A 14,576-nucleotide genomic window follows, 5' to 3' on the forward strand; every position below is an offset into this window, starting at 1 on the left:
CTGAAAGACCTTTGAAACACATGACTACTTTTGCTGCCCTCGGCACGCCCAAGGCCCTCGCCGACACCCTCACCGCCCAGGGGATCGTTGAACCGTTCCCCATCCAGGTCAAGACCCTCCCGGACACCCTGGCCGGACGAGACGTCCTGGGCCGCGGCCGTACCGGCTCCGGCAAGACCATCGCCTTCGCCATTCCGCTGGTGGCACGGCTCGCCGAGCGGGAAGCCGCGCACTTCCGCAAGCCCGGCCGCCCGATGGGCCTGGTCCTGGCGCCCACCCGCGAGCTGGCCACCCAGATCAACGCGACCATCGAGCCGATGGCCAAGGCCATGGGCCTGACCACTACCGTCATTTTCGGCGGCATCTCCCAGGCCCGCCAGGAAAAGGCGCTGCGCTCCGGCGTCGACATTGTCATCGCCTGCCCGGGCCGCCTGGAGGACCTGATCCGCCAGCGCATCCTGACCCTCGAAGCCGTCGAGATCACCGTCCTGGACGAGGCAGACCACATGGCCGACCTCGGCTTCCTCCCGGTGGTCAAGAAGCTCATGGACATGACCCCCAGCCAGGGCCAGCGGCTGCTCTTCTCCGCCACCTTGGACAACGGCGTGGACAAGATCGTGCAGCGCTACCTCTCCAACCCGCTGACCCACGCCGTGGACGAATCACAGGCTGCGGTCACCACCATGGAGCACCACGTCCTGGTCGTCAACGACCAGACCGTCAAGAAGCAGCTGATCGTCGAGCTCGCCTCGGGCGCCGGCCGCCGGGTGCTCTTCATGCGCACCAAGCACCACGCCCGCAAGCTGGCGAAGACCCTGACCGACGCCGGCATCCCCGCGGTCGATCTGCACGGCAACCTCTCGCAGAACGCCCGTGACCGCAACCTCGCCGAGTTCTCCTCCGGCGACGTCCGCGTGCTGGTGGCCACCGACGTCGCCGCCCGCGGCGTCCACGTCGACGACGTCGAGCTGGTCATCCACGTGGATCCGCCCACGGAGCACAAGGCGTACCTGCACCGCTCGGGCCGTACCGCCCGCGCCGGTTCCGACGGCACCGTGGTCACGCTGACCCTGCCGGAGCAGCAGTCCGACGTCAAGAAGCTGATGAAGGCTGCCGGCGTCGAGGTCAACTTCGAGCGCGTCACTGCCAACTCCCCGCTGGTTGCCGAGCTGGTCGGCGAGATGGCCGATAAGATCGATCCGCGCACCCGCGCCGCGCTGCTGGCCACCAAGGCCAAGCAGCAGGGCGGCGGCACCTCCACCGGTGCCAACGCCGAGCGCAAGCGCGCCCGCCGCACCACCCAGGCTGCACCCACCGCGGGTGGCCGTGGCGGCCGTGGCGGACGAGGACGCGTCGGAGCCGAGGCTCCCCGTACCGATCTTCCCCGTGCCGAGCGCCGCGCCGTGGCCTACGAAGGCCAGGCCGCTGCCCGAAACGCCGCAGAGCGCGTCGCGGAAAAGAACCAGGACCGGGCCGACGCCGAGCGCGCCGAGCGTCGCAACGCCCGGGGCCGTGGCCGCACCACGGCCTACGCGCACCACAACGATGTTCCCGCAGCCGGCGGCCGCGCCTCGGCTGGCCGTGGCTCGGACGGTCGCGCTGCGGAGGGTCGTAGCGACTCCCGCGGCGGTTCCGCACCCCGCACCGGTTCGGCACCGCGCACCGGCGGGGCACCCCGCGCCGGTGCAGGCCGTACCGGCGCCTCGGCCGGCGGCCAGCGCGGCGGACGTCCCGCAACCGGCCAGCGTGCCGCGGCAGGCGCCAAGTCCGGCGGCTCCGCAGCGGTTTGGTCCTCCAATACCGGCGGCACCTCCGGCGGATCCTACGCAGGCGGCGGCAACGGCCGCTCCGGCGAAGGCCGTCCGGCCCGCAGCGGCGGACCCCGCCGCGCGTCGGCCCCGGCGTCGAACGAACGCCGCAGCCGCTAAGGCCGCTTGTGCGCTAGATAAAGTAGCTGATGACGCGCAAAATGCCGGTCGCTACGGGAATTCCCGCAGCGACCGGCATTATGCGCAGCGCAAGTCACAACCTCTAGCGCCAGTTACCAGCCGCGGGCGCGCCACTCTTCCAGGTGCGGGCGTTCCGCGCCCAGAGTGGTCGGCTTCCCGTGGCCCGGGTGCACCACGGTGTCGTCCGGATACACGTCGAACAGCCGCTCGCTGACATCCGTGAGCAGCTGGGCAAACCGCTCCGGATCCTGCTGTGTATTGCCCACTCCACCGGGGAACAGCGAGTCGCCGGAGAAGATGTGCGCCGGTCCCTCCGGGTCCTGGTACACGAATGCCACCGAACCCGGGGTGTGGCCGCGCAGGTGCACCGCCGTTACGTCGAACCCGTCGAAGTTGCCGACGTCGCCGTGATCGAGCAGCACATCGACCTTCACCGGCAGTTCCGTGGCGTCATCCGTCCCGGCAGCCGTCTTCACCCCGGTCGCTTCCACCAGGCCCGGCAGCGCACGGACGTGGTCCCAGTGCTGGTGGGTGGTGGCGATCAGAGCAAGTTTCGGCGTCGCGGTGGTATCCGCGGCGGCGTCGGCCAGCAGCCCCTGGATGGCGGCCAGATCATCGGCCGCATCGATCAGGAGCTGCGCGCCGGACGCCTTGGCGGTGAGCAGGTACACGTTGTTGTCCATCTCGCTGACCGAAATCCGGCGGATGGTGATGTCACGAAGTGAATGAATGAGCGAGTCCATGGGCATTAGTCTAGGACGGCCTATTCGCGGCCCTGGGAGACCCAGTTGGGGTCTGCCGAGCGGGAGCCGACGACGGCGTCCGCGGCGGCGTCGAGCCTCTCCAGTTGCGCCGGGGTCAGGTCGAGCGACAGGGCGCCGAGGTTTTCATCAATCCGGGCCGCCTTGCGCGTCCCGGGGATCGGGACCACCGGCAGCCCCAGTTTCCGGGCCTGCGCGAGCAGCCAGGCCAGCGCCACCTGGGCCGGCGTCGCGGCGTGACCGGGGCTGCTGAGCTCCGCTGCGACCGACTGGACCGCGGCGACTACGGCCTGGTTGGCGTCCAACGCGGTCTCGGCGAAGCGCGGGATGTTCCGGCGGAAGTCGTTGCTGCCCAGCTTCGAGGCGTCGACTGTGCCGGTGAGGAATCCCCGGCCCAGCGGCGAGTAGGGCACAAAACCCACGCCAAGTTCGGCGGCGGCAGGAACAACGTTGCGTTCCACGTCGCGGCTCCAGATGGACCACTCGCTCTGGACTGCGGCGATCGGGTGGACGCTGCTGGCGTCCCGCAGTTCCTCGGCCGTCACTTCGGACAGTCCAAGGTGCCGCACCTTCCCGGCCTGCACCAGCTCCGCCATGGCCTCCACGGTTTCCACAATCGGAACGCGGAGGTCGCGGCGGTGCATGTAGTACAGGTCGATGGTGTCGGTGCCCAGGCGCTGCAGGCTGCGGTCGACCGCCTGCTTCACGTAGGCGGCGTCACCGCGGATGTCCGAGTAGCCGGTCGACGGGGTTCCCACCAGGCCGAACTTGGTGGCCAGTTGCACCTCGCCGCGGCGATCCTTGAGCAGCTGGGCGATCAGTTCCTCGTTGCTCCCGCCGCCGTAGATGTCCGCCGTGTCGATGAAGCTCACGCCCGCGTCCACCGCGTGGTGCAGGGTGGCCAGGGCCTCCGCAGGATCCACTTCCCCGTAAACCGGGGTCAGGGCCATACCGCCGAACCCCAGCGGGCTGACGCTGAGTCCGTCGCCGAGCTGGACTGTTGCTGAAGTCATCTTTGATCTCCTATCGCTGCCGGAATTTGCCGTCCCAGCCAAGAACCCCGGCAGGCGCGCGGCTATTCCGGCGCTCCCGCCCAGTTCATGCCGGCGGGCGGTCCGGAGCCGCGGCGTGTCGCCCGGGATTACCCCTCGGGGCACGCATTGACTGGGCGGGAGCGCCTAGGATGCCTAGGATTTCCCGGCCGGCAGCAGCTTCAGCCCGGCCGCGCAGCCCACAATTCCGGCAATAAACACCAGCTTCAGCGGGCTGGCGGGCTCGACGCCGGTCGCCATCGCCCAGCCGACCGTCAGGGCCGCGCCGATCCCCACCCAGACGGCGTAGGCGGTGCCCAGCGGGATGCGCTTCACGGCCAGGCCCAGCCCGGCCAGGCTCAGAGTGGCGGCCAGGGCGAAGATCACCGTCGGCAAAAGGCGGGTGAAGCCGTCTGATTCGCCCAGGGCCGTGGCCCAGACAGCCTCCAGCACGGCGGAGGCGAGCAGGATCAGCCAGGCCAGCGTCGCCGCCGGTGCCTTTGCCGCCGCGGGTGTGCGGTCCGCTGCCATCACGCCACGACCTTCAGGCCGGCCACGCAGACAACAATTCCGCCGAGCAGCAGGATCCGACCGCGGGTTGCCGACTCCACTTTCGTGACCATCGCGTAGACGGCGGTCAGCACGACGCCGACGCCCACCCAGACGGCGTAGGCGGTGCCGGTCGGGATGGACTGCATGGCGATGGCGAGCCCGCCGGTGCTGGCCAGCACGGACACGAGGAAGACGGCGGCCGGCGCGATCCGGCCGCGGCCGGTGGCCTGCGAGGTCCGGTGCAGGGCTGCGGCCCACACGGCTTCCAGCGACCCGGAAAGGATGAGAATCAACCACGACATGACTGCTCCTGTGGCCAGTCTTGTCGCGTGCCGGGTACTGAACCGTCGTCCGGAGGCCGCCGAAGGAGGGGCCTTGATTCCAGCGTAGCAAGCTTAGATACCCGCGGCGCCGCTCCAGATACTGAAGCGTCGGCCCACCCCGAAGACCCGGCATCCCTCAGCGGCGACGGCGAGATCCCCGGCGTCGATATCGGACGCCGCGGACACGATTGCACGGCCGTCCTGGTTGACGAGAGTGGCGCGGTCCCCGATGCGCCTCAGCGCCGGCACTGCACCGCGTTCCAGGCGCTGAACGGTGACGTCCATGCCCACAATGCCTGCCACCGGGCCGTCCGGGCGGCAAAACACCGGGTGGGTGAAAGTCAGGACATTTTCGTCCGTGCAGAGGAAATCAACGTAGGGTCCCGTGACGTGTGGCTGGCCGGTTTCCACCGGAATTCGGAACCACTCGGCCCGCACGTAGCGGCTGATGGCGTTCGGGCTGAAATTGGCCAGGGCGTCCACATGCTCCATCTCGGTTCCCTGCCACCAAGCGATGTAGCTGCGCTCGGGACCAAGCAGCCCGGCATTGGCAAGGAAGCCGGCGCCCGCGGCGTAGCCCTCCGGGGTGCGAACCAGTCCCTCCACCACCGGCCGGATAAGCTTGTCCACCGCAGTTCCGGACACTTTGCCGTCCAGTGCCGCCAAGGCCGCACCTGCCTCCCGGGCCCAGACCGAGAGCCTCGACTCGATTTCGACGACGACGGCGTCCAGCTCGCACGCCGCGGCCCGGGCGGCGTCGTCGGTAGCGGCAGAATCGGCACCGCCGGAGCTGAAAGTGGAGCTATCCGTCATTGGGATCCTTCCCTCGGTCTGGAGATGGCGGCGCAGGCATTCAAATGCGCCTGGCGTGCTCGGCCAGGAGCCAACTAGTCGTTGTCGAAATGAGCGACTTGACTCCGGTTTCCGCCTCGGCCGGCTGGTGTGCCTCGATGGCGCCGGCGGTCCCCTCCAGAATCCGGGCGGACGCGTTCCGGTAGCCGGCGTCGGCGCACGGCAGGAGTGTCAGCGTGCCCAGATCGGCCTGTAGGCGGATGAGTTCGCGGGCCAGTCGTGCGGAGCGGGCTATGGCGGCCACCTCCAGCAGGAACTCCGAGAGCGCCAGCCGCCAACTCAGCGGGTCGGCGTCGGTGGCCGGGATGAAGGAGCGCAGGGTATCCACGTCGGCCGCGTCGGAGCGGCGTGCCGCGAGGCTGGCGCAGACGGAAGCGATGGCCTGATAGTGCAGCCCCAGGTCGCTGATCTGGAGCCGGGTCAGCTCATCGAGTTGCTCCAGGGCGCGTTCCCGGGATGGCAGGACATTGTCAGCGATAAAGCTTCCGCCGCTGCGCCCGCGGACGGTCCGGATGATCCCCGAGGAACGGAGTTGGGACAGGGCCTCGCGGGCTGTAACGGCTGAAACGCCGAGCGCGGAGGCGAGTTCGGTCTCGTTGGGAAGCCGCTGACCGCTGGTGAGCAGTCCGGTCTCGACCGCCTGCTCGATTCTCCCGCACACCTCGTCGACCAGGCCGCGGGACTTGATGGGGGTAAACACCGCTGCAAGGCTGCGGGATGCGCCCTGTGGTGAAAGCAGCATCCGTTCCTCCCTCGCACTCCGGTCTGGCGTCTCCCGTCCGGTCCGCCCGCGGTTTCCGGAAGCGGTGCGGTTGCCGGCCGCGCGGCGGGTGATGCCATCCTATGGCCGCCCGTGGCCAGGGTCTATACACAAAACCTATGAAGTAATAGTATTTGGCCCAATACCGCATTGTGGCGTGAATCACATCACGCGGCGTCACCTTACCGGAGGTCCGGCAACGGTCTTCCGGCAACTGAGTTAGGCATCCACATGACCGAAACGCGCACGGCCGGAACGTCGACCGCCTCCGGCAGCGTCCCGGCTATCCGCCTGCGCAAACTCACCAAGGTCTTCGGAGACACGGTCGCCGTCGACGGCATCGACCTGGACATTCGGCAGGGCGAATTTTTCTCCATGCTGGGCCCGTCCGGCTCCGGGAAAACCACCGTGCTGCGGCTGATCGCAGGATTCGAACTGCCGACCTCGGGGAGCATCGAACTGGAGGGCCGGGACGTCACGAGGCTGGCTCCCTTCGAACGCGACGTCAACACGGTCTTCCAGGACTACGCCTTGTTCCCGCACATGTCCCTCGTGGACAACGTCGCGTACGGCCTGAGGGTGCGGGGAGTGCCGAGGGCCGAGCGCCGTGAACGTGCCCGCGAGGCCCTGGAACGAGTGCAACTGGGCAAATTCGTGGGCCGCAAACCGGCCCAGCTCTCCGGCGGCCAGCGCCAGCGGGTAGCCCTGGCCCGGGCGCTCGTGGTGGAACCCAAAGTGTTGCTTTTGGACGAGCCACTCGGCGCGCTCGACCTCAAACTCCGCCAGCAGATGCAGGTGGAACTCAAGGCACTGCAGCGCTCGCTGGGCATCACCTTCATCTTCGTCACCCACGACCAGGAGGAGGCGCTGACCATGAGCGACCGGATCGGCGTCTTCAACAACGGCAGCCTGGAACAGATCGGTACCGCCCATGAGATCTACGAACGCCCGGCGGGGACCTTCGTGGCCAACTTCGTGGGGACCTCCAACATCTTCGACGCCGCACACGCCCGGCAGCTCTACGGCCGCCCCGAGCCCGTGTGCGTCCGCCCCGAACGGCTGCGCCTGTCCTGGTCGGGCGCGCCGGAGACGGGCGTCGGTGTCACGGCTCGTCCCGGCACTGTGACCTCGCTCGTGTACGTGGGGCACGCCACGCAGGTACGGGTACAGCTCGACGACGGCCCCGTCGTCGTTGTCCTAGAGCCGGATTCGCTGCCGGGCAGCGATGTCGAGCTGCTGGGGCGCCGCGTGTCGGTGAGCTGGGACGACGACGCCGTCGTCTGGCTGCCGTCCGACGTCGCCTGAGGCCGGACCGCAGGTAACTTTCCACCCCGCAACGAAAGGTAAGAATCATGGCTACAAGAATGAAGGCCTCCCTCGTGGCCGGGGTGGCCGCAGCCGCCCTCGCCTTGGCGGGTTGCGGAACCAGCGGCGGCGGCGGGGCCGCCCCGTCGGCGCAGCCGCTCAAAACCGAAATCGGCCAGGGCGAAGGGCAGCTCTCGATCCTCGCGTGGCCCGGCTACGTCGAGAACGGGAGCAACGACCCCGCCGTCGACTGGGTCACGCCCTTCGAAAAAGAGACCCAGTGCAAGGTCAGCTTCAAGCCCTTCGGCACGTCCGACGAAGCGGTGACGCTGATGCGGACCGGCCAGTACGACGTCGTCTCGGCCTCCGGTGACGCCTCCCTGCGCCTGATCGCCGGCAACAACGTGGAGCCGGTCAACATGAGCCTGCTCAAGAACTACGCCGACGTTTACCCGTTCCTCAAGGACAAGGCCTGGAACACGGTGGACGGCAAGAACTACGGGATGCCCCACGGCTGGGGCGCAAACCTGCTGATGTACTCCACCACCAAGGTCACGCCCGCCCCCACCTCCTGGAGCGCCGTCTTTGACGACGCCGACAAGTACACCGGGAAGGTCACGGCCTACGACTCACCCATCTACATCGCCGACGCCGCCGTGTACCTGATGGCGCACAAGCCGGAACTCGGCATAAAGAACCCCTACGCCTTGGACAAGGACCAGCTTGCCGCCGCCGTGGATCTGCTCAAGCAGCAGCGCAAGCACATCGGCGAATACTGGAGCGACGTCGTCAAGGAGGTCCAGGCTTTCGCCGGCGGTAGCACCGTGGTCGGAACCACGTGGCAGGTGGGTGCCAATATCGCCGCCGCTAACGGGACCAAGGTAGCGACCGTGCTCCCGCAGGAGGGTGCCACCGGCTGGTCTGACACTTGGATGATCGGGGCGCAGTCCAAGAACAAGAACTGCGCGTACAAGTGGCTGGACTACATCGCCAGCCCGAAGGCCAATGCTGCGGTGGCCGAATACTTCGGTGAGTCACCAGCAAACCCGAAGGCCTGCGAGCTGACCAAGGATAAGAAGCACTGCGAAACCTACCACTCGGGTGACGCGGCGTACGCAGAGAAGATCTGGTACTGGACCACGCCGGTGGCCGAATGCCTTGACGGCCGCAAGGACGCCAAGTGCACGGATTACTCCGAATGGACCAAGGCCTGGACCGAGATCAAGGGCTGACATGGCATTGCAGACGCTGCACCCGGCGCCCGGCTCGCCGCCGGCCGCCGGCGTGCCGCGGGCACGTCCCAACAAGTTCTCAGCGATGTTGCACCGCTCGCCCGGATTACGGCTGGCGGGGCTGATCACGGCTCCCGCCGGCTGGCTGGTGCTCGTGTACATCGCCGCGCTCGCGGCCCTGCTGATCACCTCGCTGTGGACCGTGGACACGTTCACCGGGAAGGTGTCCACGGTCTGGACAACTGACAACCTGGTGACGGTGGTGACCGATCCGGTCTACCAGCGGATTGCGCTCCGGACTCTGTGGATCGCGGCGGCCGTGACCGTGATCGACATKGTCATCGCGCTGCCGATGGCGTTCTTCATCGCCAAGGTGGCCAGTGCCCGCTGGCAGAAGCTGCTGGTAATCGCGGTGCTGATGCCGCTGTGGGCCAGTTACCTGGTCAAGGCCTACGCCTGGCGCAATGTCCTCGCCGAGGGCGGCCTGCTGGAGTGGGTGGGAGCACCGATCGGCCTGGCGTCGCCCGGCTACAGCGAGACCGCCGTCATTCTGACCCTGTCCTACATCTGGCTGCCGTACATGATTCTGCCCATTTACGCTGGCTTCGACCGTGTCCCGGACTCGCTCCTGGAGGCGTCCGGCGACCTCGGCGCGAAACCTCTGGCGACCATGCGGCTAGTCATGCTGCCACTGCTGGTGCCCTCCATCATCGCCGGGACGATCTTCACGTTTTCGCTCTCGCTGGGCGACTACATCACGGCCCAGATTGTCGGCGGAACCACCCAGATGCTGGGCACCGTGGTGTACGCCAATGTCGGCGCCGCGAACAACCTGCCGCTGGCCGCGGCGGTGTCCCTCGTTCCGATCGTCATCATCATGGCTTACCTGTTCATCGTCCGTCGCTCGGGCGCCCTCAACAACCTTTGACGACCGCCGGAAATAAGGAGCACCGTGAGACTTTCCCGAAGCGCCAAGGCCATCCTCGGCGTCGTCACCGCACTGGTGCTGCTCTTCATTTACCTCCCGCTGCTGCTGGTGGTGGTGAACTCCTTCAACTCGGACCGGACGTTCGGCTGGCCGCCCAAGGGTTTCACCCTGGAGTGGTGGGGCCGGGCCCTCGATTCCACCGGCGTGCGGGAGGCTCTGCTGTCCTCGGTCTGGGTGGCGGTGGTGTCCACTGTCATTTCGCTGGTGCTGGGGACCCTCCTGGCGATCGCCCTGCAACGCTACAAGTTCTTCGGCCGGGACGTCATCAGCCTGCTGGTGATCCTGCCGATCGCCCTGCCCGGAATCGTCACTGGCATCGCCCTAAACAACATGTTCACCACCATCCTCGGCGTATCGCTCAGCCTTTGGACAGTGGTGATAGCGCACGCCACGTTCTGCATGGTAACCGTGTTCAACAACGTTATTGCCCGGCTCCGCCGGATGCACGGCGGCCTGGAGGAAGCCTCCGCTGACCTGGGCGCCGGGGTGTTCACCACCTTCCGGCTGGTGACTTTCCCGCAACTCCGCTCGGCGCTGCTGGCCGGAGGCCTGCTCGCATTTGCCCTGAGCTTCGACGAGATCATCGTGACCACGTTCACCATCGGCGCCGGCGATACGACGCTGCCGATCTGGATCCTGCAGAACCTCTTCCGGCCTAACCAGGCGCCGGTGGTCAACGTCGTGGCCGTTGTGCTGATCGTTGTTTCAATCGTCCCGATCTGGCTGGCGCAGCGGCTCTCGGCCGAATCCGTGGGGGTCGGTGCGGCGAGGGCGAAGGCCGACGAAAGCTAGCCGGTGCCCTCGCCGGCCGGCTCAGCCGGGTCGATTGAAACGACGGCGAGGAAGCCGCGGCCCAGGATTTCCGGGGTGTCGCTGTCGGAGCCGACGACGGCGTCGTACCGGCCGAGCGGTTGCGGCGCCGGGTCGGCTGTGTCACCGACGCTGACGGTGGCCTGTCCCTGCATCAGGATGCCGAACTGGCCGGCAAAGACCGGGTGGGCGCGCTTCTTGGAGAGTTCGATGATGGAGGTGTAGCCCTTGAAGGCGCCCGTGCGGGTGATCACGTTCAGGTCCCGGATGTCGCCGGTAGGCAGGGCGCCGGCGGCATCCGCGTCGCCGGAGAACCGGAACGGCCGGTATTTCTCCAGCGGATGCTCGGAGCCGTCCACGGTCAGGAGCAGCAACTCGCCCTCGACCACCGTGAGCACCCGCTCCATCCCGGCAAAGCGGGAGAAAGCGCCGGCCCGCGCCACCTCGGCGATGCTCACCCGCCAGTCCCAGGCGTCGTCCGCAGCGGCAGCCCGCCCGGCGGCAGATTCCGGGAACCTGGCCAGTTCGCGGGTCACCCCGCCGCCGTTGCTCCAGGGGCGGGGCTTGAGCTCGGCATACCGGATGATCTCCATCAACCCAGCCTAGCCGCCGGCCGCAGGCCCCCGGGAACCCTCCGGCGCGGGGCCCAATGAACGTAACGTCAGCACGGCCGGTGCGGGCTTGCTAACGTCAAAGCAGCGAAAAACAGCGGAGGGAGCCGGAATGTTCGTCAAAGTGTGCGGCCTCAGCACCCCAGAATCGGTGCTGGCCGCGGTCGACGCCGGGGCCGATGCGCTCGGCTTCGTGCTGACCCGCAGCCCGCGCGAGGTGTCCCCGGACCTCGTCCGTGAACTCCTCGCCGCGGTGCCGCGCGGGCTTCCCGCGGTAGGTGTCTTCCGGCACGAGGCGGCGGCCGACGCCGTCGCCGTGGCCCGCGAAGCCGGGCTGGAATGGGTGCAGCTGCACGGCGACCGCACCGCCGATGATGTCCGCACGGTGCACGACGCCGGCCTCAAAATTATCCGCGCCGTCACCATGTCCGCGGCTCCGGACGCGTTTGCGGACTGGGGCGAGGAGCTGCTGCTCATCGACGCGGCGGTTCCCGGTTCCGGTGAGGCCTGGGACTACGCGTCGGTCCGCGCCTTGGGGCTGGATGACCGGGAATGGCTGCTGGCCGGCGGGCTGGACCCGGAAAACGTGGCCGGGGCGGCCGCGGCGGCCGGCGCCTGGGGCGTGGACGTCTCCTCCGGCGTCGAGCAATCCCGGGGGGTCAAGGACCTCGCGAAAATCCGGGCTTTCGTGGCGGCGGCCAAAGGGTTCTGACGGCCAGTTGACGTCCCGACGGCGGCCCGACGGCGTGAGGCGGCACCATCCGGCGGACGGACCTATCGCCGTGCGGGCTTCCTCGTTAGCATGCTTCTTAGGCCCTCCGAATCCAGGCGAGCCCCCTCGTCACCCACGTGAAGGAGAAACGGCGATGACCCTGCCCAATGGATTGACCCCCGGCGTCTGGACGCTGGACATGTCCCACAGTGAGATCGGCTTCAGCGTTCGGCATGCCGGGATCAGCAAGGTCCGGGGCCGCTTCAACGAGGCGTCGGCGGAGGCCCGGGTCCGGGATTCCCTGGCCGATGCCAGCCTGCACGCCACGATCAAGACCGCCAGCTTCGATTCCGGCGACGCCAACCGCGACGGCCACGTGCGCGGTCCCGACTTTTTCGACGTCGAGAACTTCCCCGAGATGACCTTCCGCGCAACGTCCGTCCGGGGCGACGGCGAAGACTACGTGCTCACCGGCGACCTCACCATCCGCGGCGTCACCAAGCCGGTGGACCTGGAAGTCGAGTTCACCGGCGTCGCGGTGGATCCCTTCGGCGCGACCCGGGCCGGCTTCAGCGCCGAGGCGGACATCAGCCGCAAGGAATTCGGCCTGACCTGGAATGCCGCCCTCGAGGCGGGCGGACTGCTCGTCAGCGACAAGGTCAAGATCAACGTCGAAGCGGCCATGGTCAAGCAGGCTGATACCTAAGAACGGTCCGAAGATCAGGGATTGATCAGGGCCAACCCCTGATCCGAATCTGCGGCTCGCGGGAGACAATGAAGCCATGAAGACACTGCTCAACATCATCTGGCTGCTTTTCGGCGGCCTCTGGCTGGCGCTCGGGTATTTCCTTGCCGGCATCGTCTGCTGCCTGCTGGTCATCACCATTCCGTGGGGGCTGGCCTCGTTCCGTATCGCGTCCTACACCCTGTGGCCGTTCGGCCGCATGGTGGTGGACAAGCCCGGCGGAAACGGCGTGTTCACCCTGCTGGGCAACGTCATCTGGCTGCTCGTGGCGGGCATCTGGATCGCGATCGGGCACGTTGTCACGGCCTTCGCCATGGCCATCACGATTGTCGGCATCCCGCTGGCCATCGCCAACCTCAAGCTCATTCCGGTATCCCTGATGCCGCTGGGCAAGCAGATCGTGCCCACAGACCGGCCGTTTGCCGTCAGCTACCGCTAGGGCGCGCCCGGGCCGGACAACCACAGGAAGCCGAGGGAAGAGCAATGCCAGAGCCAACAATCCCGGAGGCAGAGACCAGTAACGATGAACTGATGCTGGTCATCACCCGCGAGTTCCAGGTCCCGATTTCGGCGGTATGGTCCGCCCTGACCGACCCGGAGCAGGCGCCCGCGTGGTGGGGGCCGCGCGGTTTCCATACCCCGCGGGAGAGCATCGATGCCGACCTGGAAATTGGCGGCCTCTACCGCGCCTGCATGGTCCAGGACGCCACTGGCCAGCAGTACTGGTGGAGCGGCGTACACACGGACATCGAACCGCCGAACCTGTTCGTGTTCACCCATGCCTGGGACAAGGCCGACGGCACCCGCGGCTTTGAGACCGAGGTGACTTTCCGGCTGGAGGAGATCGACGGCGGTACCCGGATGACGTTCACGCAAGGACCCTTTGACACGGCGGAGAACCGGGACAGCAACGGCACCGGCTGGCGGGAGTCCTTCGACCGTCTCGCCGACCACCTCCGCAAGGCGGCCTGAAACAACCAAGCATCGCGGGGTCACTTAGCGCCATCCCGAGGGGATTAATAGGCGCTAAGTGACCCCGCGATGTGGTGGCGGGACCGAGTCAGGCAAGTTCGCCCTGCAGGTTCCGGCGGGCCGTGTCCTGCCACAGTTCGCGGCCGCGCGCGGTGTGGAAGAGGGGGTCCAGTTCAAGGAGCTGGCGGACGACGGCGGCGCGTCCGGCGGCGAAATCGGTGTCTCCTATGTGGGCGAAGTCTTCGCGGACGGCCGCAAGATAGCGGGCGTACGCGCCGGGATCGCCGGCCAGGACGGAGAGGTCGGCATCGCTGAGCAGGGCGGCGGGTTCGTCGTCGGGATCCGGCCGATGGTCCGCCGTCATCCTGACCAGCCGCGCGACCTCGTCGACCTCGTCGGCGGGAAGCCCCGCGCGCTCCAGCCGCTCCTCGGCGAGCCGGGCAGACTCCTCCTCGTCTTCGCCGGCGATGCCGAGGTAGACGGCGTCGTGGAACCAGGCCGCGAGCAGCACGGTCCGCGGTGGCCGTGCCGGCGCGGTCAGCCGGTCCAGGGCCTCCAGCACGGCGAGCAGGTGGGTGCGGCCGTGGTACTTACGGTGCTCCTCGCCCCAGCGGTCCAGCAGGTCGAGGAAGAGCGCGTCGTGGCCGGGGAGGGCCTCGTTCCAGCGGGTCAGCAGCGGCAGTTTCAGCGATCCGTTGCGTCGCCGCGCAGGAATCCGCAGGCCGCTTTCGATCAGTTTGCGGACCAGGATCCGGCCCTCGACGGGGACGGCGCCGGCCGCCACCAGGGCGTCGTAGCGGGCCTCGGCCACGTCGTAGTGGTCGCCGTCGAACGCCCGCTCCGGGATGCCCGCGGCCCGCGCGAAGGTGTGGAGCTCATCCAGCGAGCTGTCCGAGATGAGGTGCGAAAAGTGCGTTCCGTGGGCGGGCCAGAGCGGGGGATCGAGGTATACGGCCATGCAGGAAGTCTACGA

General features: G+C 67.9%; 17 protein-coding genes and 1 riboswitch. Of the genes, 9 read left to right on the forward strand and 8 right to left on the reverse strand.

Going from position 1 to position 14,576, the window contains the following annotated elements; translation table 11 throughout:
* The first annotated feature begins 20 nt into the window (after positions 1 to 20).
* Entirely contained in the window at positions 21 to 1,928 is a 1,908-nt protein-coding gene (locus AC1DGE_RS03635; RefSeq protein WP_476916921.1) for a DEAD/DEAH box helicase, read from the forward strand.
* A 113-nt stretch (positions 1,929 to 2,041) separates the two neighbouring features.
* Here AC1DGE_RS03635 and AC1DGE_RS03640 read toward each other — a convergent pair whose 3' ends face one another.
* The 6 genes from AC1DGE_RS03640 to AC1DGE_RS03665 all read right to left on the reverse strand — a co-directional run bounded on the left by AC1DGE_RS03640 (position 2,042) and on the right by AC1DGE_RS03665 (position 6,210).
* Complete coding sequence (locus tag AC1DGE_RS03640) at positions 2,042 to 2,692, reverse strand: MBL fold metallo-hydrolase (protein ID WP_476916922.1); 651 nt, start codon at positions 2,690 to 2,692, stop codon at positions 2,042 to 2,044.
* 20 nt (positions 2,693 to 2,712) lie between these two features.
* The gene (locus tag AC1DGE_RS03645; RefSeq protein ID WP_476916923.1) at positions 2,713 to 3,723 is read right to left on the reverse strand and encodes an aldo/keto reductase; all 1,011 of its coding nucleotides are present in this window, start codon (positions 3,721 to 3,723) and stop codon (positions 2,713 to 2,715) included.
* Between the two features lie 174 nt (positions 3,724 to 3,897).
* Entirely contained in the window at positions 3,898 to 4,272 is a 375-nt protein-coding gene (locus tag AC1DGE_RS03650) for a DMT family transporter (protein ID WP_476916924.1), read from the reverse strand.
* Positions 4,272 to 4,595 carry a DMT family transporter gene (locus AC1DGE_RS03655; RefSeq protein ID WP_441416622.1) on the reverse strand — a complete coding sequence of 108 codons (324 nt, stop codon included), beginning with the start codon at positions 4,593 to 4,595 and terminating at the stop codon, positions 4,272 to 4,274. The genes AC1DGE_RS03650 and AC1DGE_RS03655 overlap by 1 nt, the downstream gene beginning before the upstream one ends.
* A gap of 9 nt (positions 4,596 to 4,604) precedes the next feature.
* Positions 4,605 to 4,672: riboswitch (guanidine-III (ykkC-III) riboswitch) on the reverse strand.
* A 16-nt stretch (positions 4,673 to 4,688) separates the two neighbouring features.
* Positions 4,689 to 5,429, reverse strand: coding sequence for a cache domain-containing protein (locus AC1DGE_RS03660; protein WP_441416623.1), 741 nt, complete (start codon positions 5,427 to 5,429; stop codon positions 4,689 to 4,691).
* A 40-nt stretch (positions 5,430 to 5,469) separates the two neighbouring features.
* On the reverse strand, positions 5,470 to 6,210 hold the full coding sequence (locus AC1DGE_RS03665; protein ID WP_441416624.1) for a FadR/GntR family transcriptional regulator: 741 nt from the start codon (positions 6,208 to 6,210) through the stop codon (positions 5,470 to 5,472).
* A gap of 249 nt (positions 6,211 to 6,459) precedes the next feature.
* On the opposite strand from AC1DGE_RS03665, the gene AC1DGE_RS03670 reads away from it, so the two are divergent.
* Genes AC1DGE_RS03670 through AC1DGE_RS03685 form a run of 4 tightly spaced genes read left to right on the forward strand, consistent with a single transcriptional unit; the run spans position 6,460 to position 10,545 of the window.
* Entirely contained in the window at positions 6,460 to 7,533 is a 1,074-nt protein-coding gene (locus AC1DGE_RS03670) for an ABC transporter ATP-binding protein (protein WP_476916925.1), read from the forward strand.
* Positions 7,534 to 7,580: 47 nt separating this feature from the next.
* A complete protein-coding gene (locus tag AC1DGE_RS03675) occupies positions 7,581 to 8,765 on the forward strand; it encodes an ABC transporter substrate-binding protein (RefSeq protein WP_441416626.1) in 1,185 nt (394 codons plus the stop codon).
* A gap of 1 nt (position 8,766) precedes the next feature.
* Complete coding sequence (locus AC1DGE_RS03680; RefSeq protein ID WP_476916926.1) at positions 8,767 to 9,693, forward strand: ABC transporter permease; 927 nt, start codon at positions 8,767 to 8,769, stop codon at positions 9,691 to 9,693.
* 24 nt (positions 9,694 to 9,717) lie between these two features.
* Complete coding sequence (locus AC1DGE_RS03685; protein WP_441416628.1) at positions 9,718 to 10,545, forward strand: ABC transporter permease; 828 nt, start codon at positions 9,718 to 9,720, stop codon at positions 10,543 to 10,545.
* Here the strand turns inward: AC1DGE_RS03685 and AC1DGE_RS03690 are convergent.
* Positions 10,542 to 11,156, reverse strand: a complete 615-nt coding sequence (locus tag AC1DGE_RS03690) for a HutD/Ves family protein (protein WP_476916927.1) — start codon at positions 11,154 to 11,156, stop codon at positions 10,542 to 10,544. The genes AC1DGE_RS03685 and AC1DGE_RS03690 overlap by 4 nt on opposite strands.
* Positions 11,157 to 11,286: 130 nt before the next feature.
* Here AC1DGE_RS03690 and AC1DGE_RS03695 point away from each other — a divergent pair, with 130 nt between their 5' ends.
* The 4 genes from AC1DGE_RS03695 (at position 11,287) to AC1DGE_RS03710 (ending at position 13,603) form a co-directional block, all read left to right on the forward strand.
* Positions 11,287 to 11,886 (forward strand): phosphoribosylanthranilate isomerase, encoded by a 600-nt coding sequence (locus AC1DGE_RS03695; protein ID WP_476909232.1) that lies wholly within the window; start codon positions 11,287 to 11,289, stop codon positions 11,884 to 11,886.
* Between the two features lie 154 nt (positions 11,887 to 12,040).
* Complete coding sequence (locus AC1DGE_RS03700) at positions 12,041 to 12,592, forward strand: YceI family protein (RefSeq protein WP_441416631.1); 552 nt, start codon at positions 12,041 to 12,043, stop codon at positions 12,590 to 12,592.
* A gap of 76 nt (positions 12,593 to 12,668) precedes the next feature.
* Positions 12,669 to 13,070, forward strand: coding sequence for a YccF domain-containing protein (locus AC1DGE_RS03705; protein WP_476891921.1), 402 nt, complete (start codon positions 12,669 to 12,671; stop codon positions 13,068 to 13,070).
* Positions 13,071 to 13,114: 44 nt separating this feature from the next.
* On the forward strand, positions 13,115 to 13,603 hold the full coding sequence (locus AC1DGE_RS03710) for an SRPBCC family protein (RefSeq protein WP_476916928.1): 489 nt from the start codon (positions 13,115 to 13,117) through the stop codon (positions 13,601 to 13,603).
* An 88-nt stretch (positions 13,604 to 13,691) separates the two neighbouring features.
* Here AC1DGE_RS03710 and AC1DGE_RS03715 read toward each other — a convergent pair whose 3' ends face one another.
* Entirely contained in the window at positions 13,692 to 14,561 is an 870-nt protein-coding gene (locus tag AC1DGE_RS03715; protein ID WP_476916929.1) for a DUF4031 domain-containing protein, read from the reverse strand.
* Between the last annotated feature and the right edge of the window lie 15 nt (positions 14,562 to 14,576).

It is taken from the genome of Arthrobacter sp. 05N425, from assembly GCF_056397125.1.

Bases quoted from the DNA above. Each gene is read 5' to 3' on its own strand.
- AC1DGE_RS03705 (WP_476891921.1), top strand. From the start codon at position 12,669: ATGAAGACACTGCTCAACATCATCTGGCTGCTTTTCGGCGGCCTCTGG.
- AC1DGE_RS03690 (WP_476916927.1), bottom strand. From the start codon at position 11,156: ATGGAGATCATCCGGTATGCCGAGCTCAAGCCCCGCCCCTGGAGCAAC.
- AC1DGE_RS03715 (WP_476916929.1), bottom strand. From the start codon at position 14,561: ATGGCCGTATACCTCGATCCCCCGCTCTGGCCCGCCCACGGAACGCAC.
- AC1DGE_RS03670 (WP_476916925.1), top strand. From the start codon at position 6,460: ATGACCGAAACGCGCACGGCCGGAACGTCGACCGCCTCCGGCAGCGTC.
- AC1DGE_RS03660 (WP_441416623.1), bottom strand. From the start codon at position 5,429: ATGACGGATAGCTCCACTTTCAGCTCCGGCGGTGCCGATTCTGCCGCT.
- AC1DGE_RS03675 (WP_441416626.1), top strand. From the start codon at position 7,581: ATGGCTACAAGAATGAAGGCCTCCCTCGTGGCCGGGGTGGCCGCAGCC.
- AC1DGE_RS03635 (WP_476916921.1), top strand. From the start codon at position 21: ATGACTACTTTTGCTGCCCTCGGCACGCCCAAGGCCCTCGCCGACACC.
- AC1DGE_RS03645 (WP_476916923.1), bottom strand. From the start codon at position 3,723: ATGACTTCAGCAACAGTCCAGCTCGGCGACGGACTCAGCGTCAGCCCG.
- AC1DGE_RS03640 (WP_476916922.1), bottom strand. From the start codon at position 2,692: ATGGACTCGCTCATTCATTCACTTCGTGACATCACCATCCGCCGGATT.
- AC1DGE_RS03655 (WP_441416622.1), bottom strand. From the start codon at position 4,595: ATGTCGTGGTTGATTCTCATCCTTTCCGGGTCGCTGGAAGCCGTGTGG.
- AC1DGE_RS03695 (WP_476909232.1), top strand. From the start codon at position 11,287: ATGTTCGTCAAAGTGTGCGGCCTCAGCACCCCAGAATCGGTGCTGGCC.
- AC1DGE_RS03650 (WP_476916924.1), bottom strand. From the start codon at position 4,272: ATGGCAGCGGACCGCACACCCGCGGCGGCAAAGGCACCGGCGGCGACG.
- AC1DGE_RS03710 (WP_476916928.1), top strand. From the start codon at position 13,115: ATGCCAGAGCCAACAATCCCGGAGGCAGAGACCAGTAACGATGAACTG.
- AC1DGE_RS03665 (WP_441416624.1), bottom strand. From the start codon at position 6,210: ATGCTGCTTTCACCACAGGGCGCATCCCGCAGCCTTGCAGCGGTGTTT.
- AC1DGE_RS03700 (WP_441416631.1), top strand. From the start codon at position 12,041: ATGACCCTGCCCAATGGATTGACCCCCGGCGTCTGGACGCTGGACATG.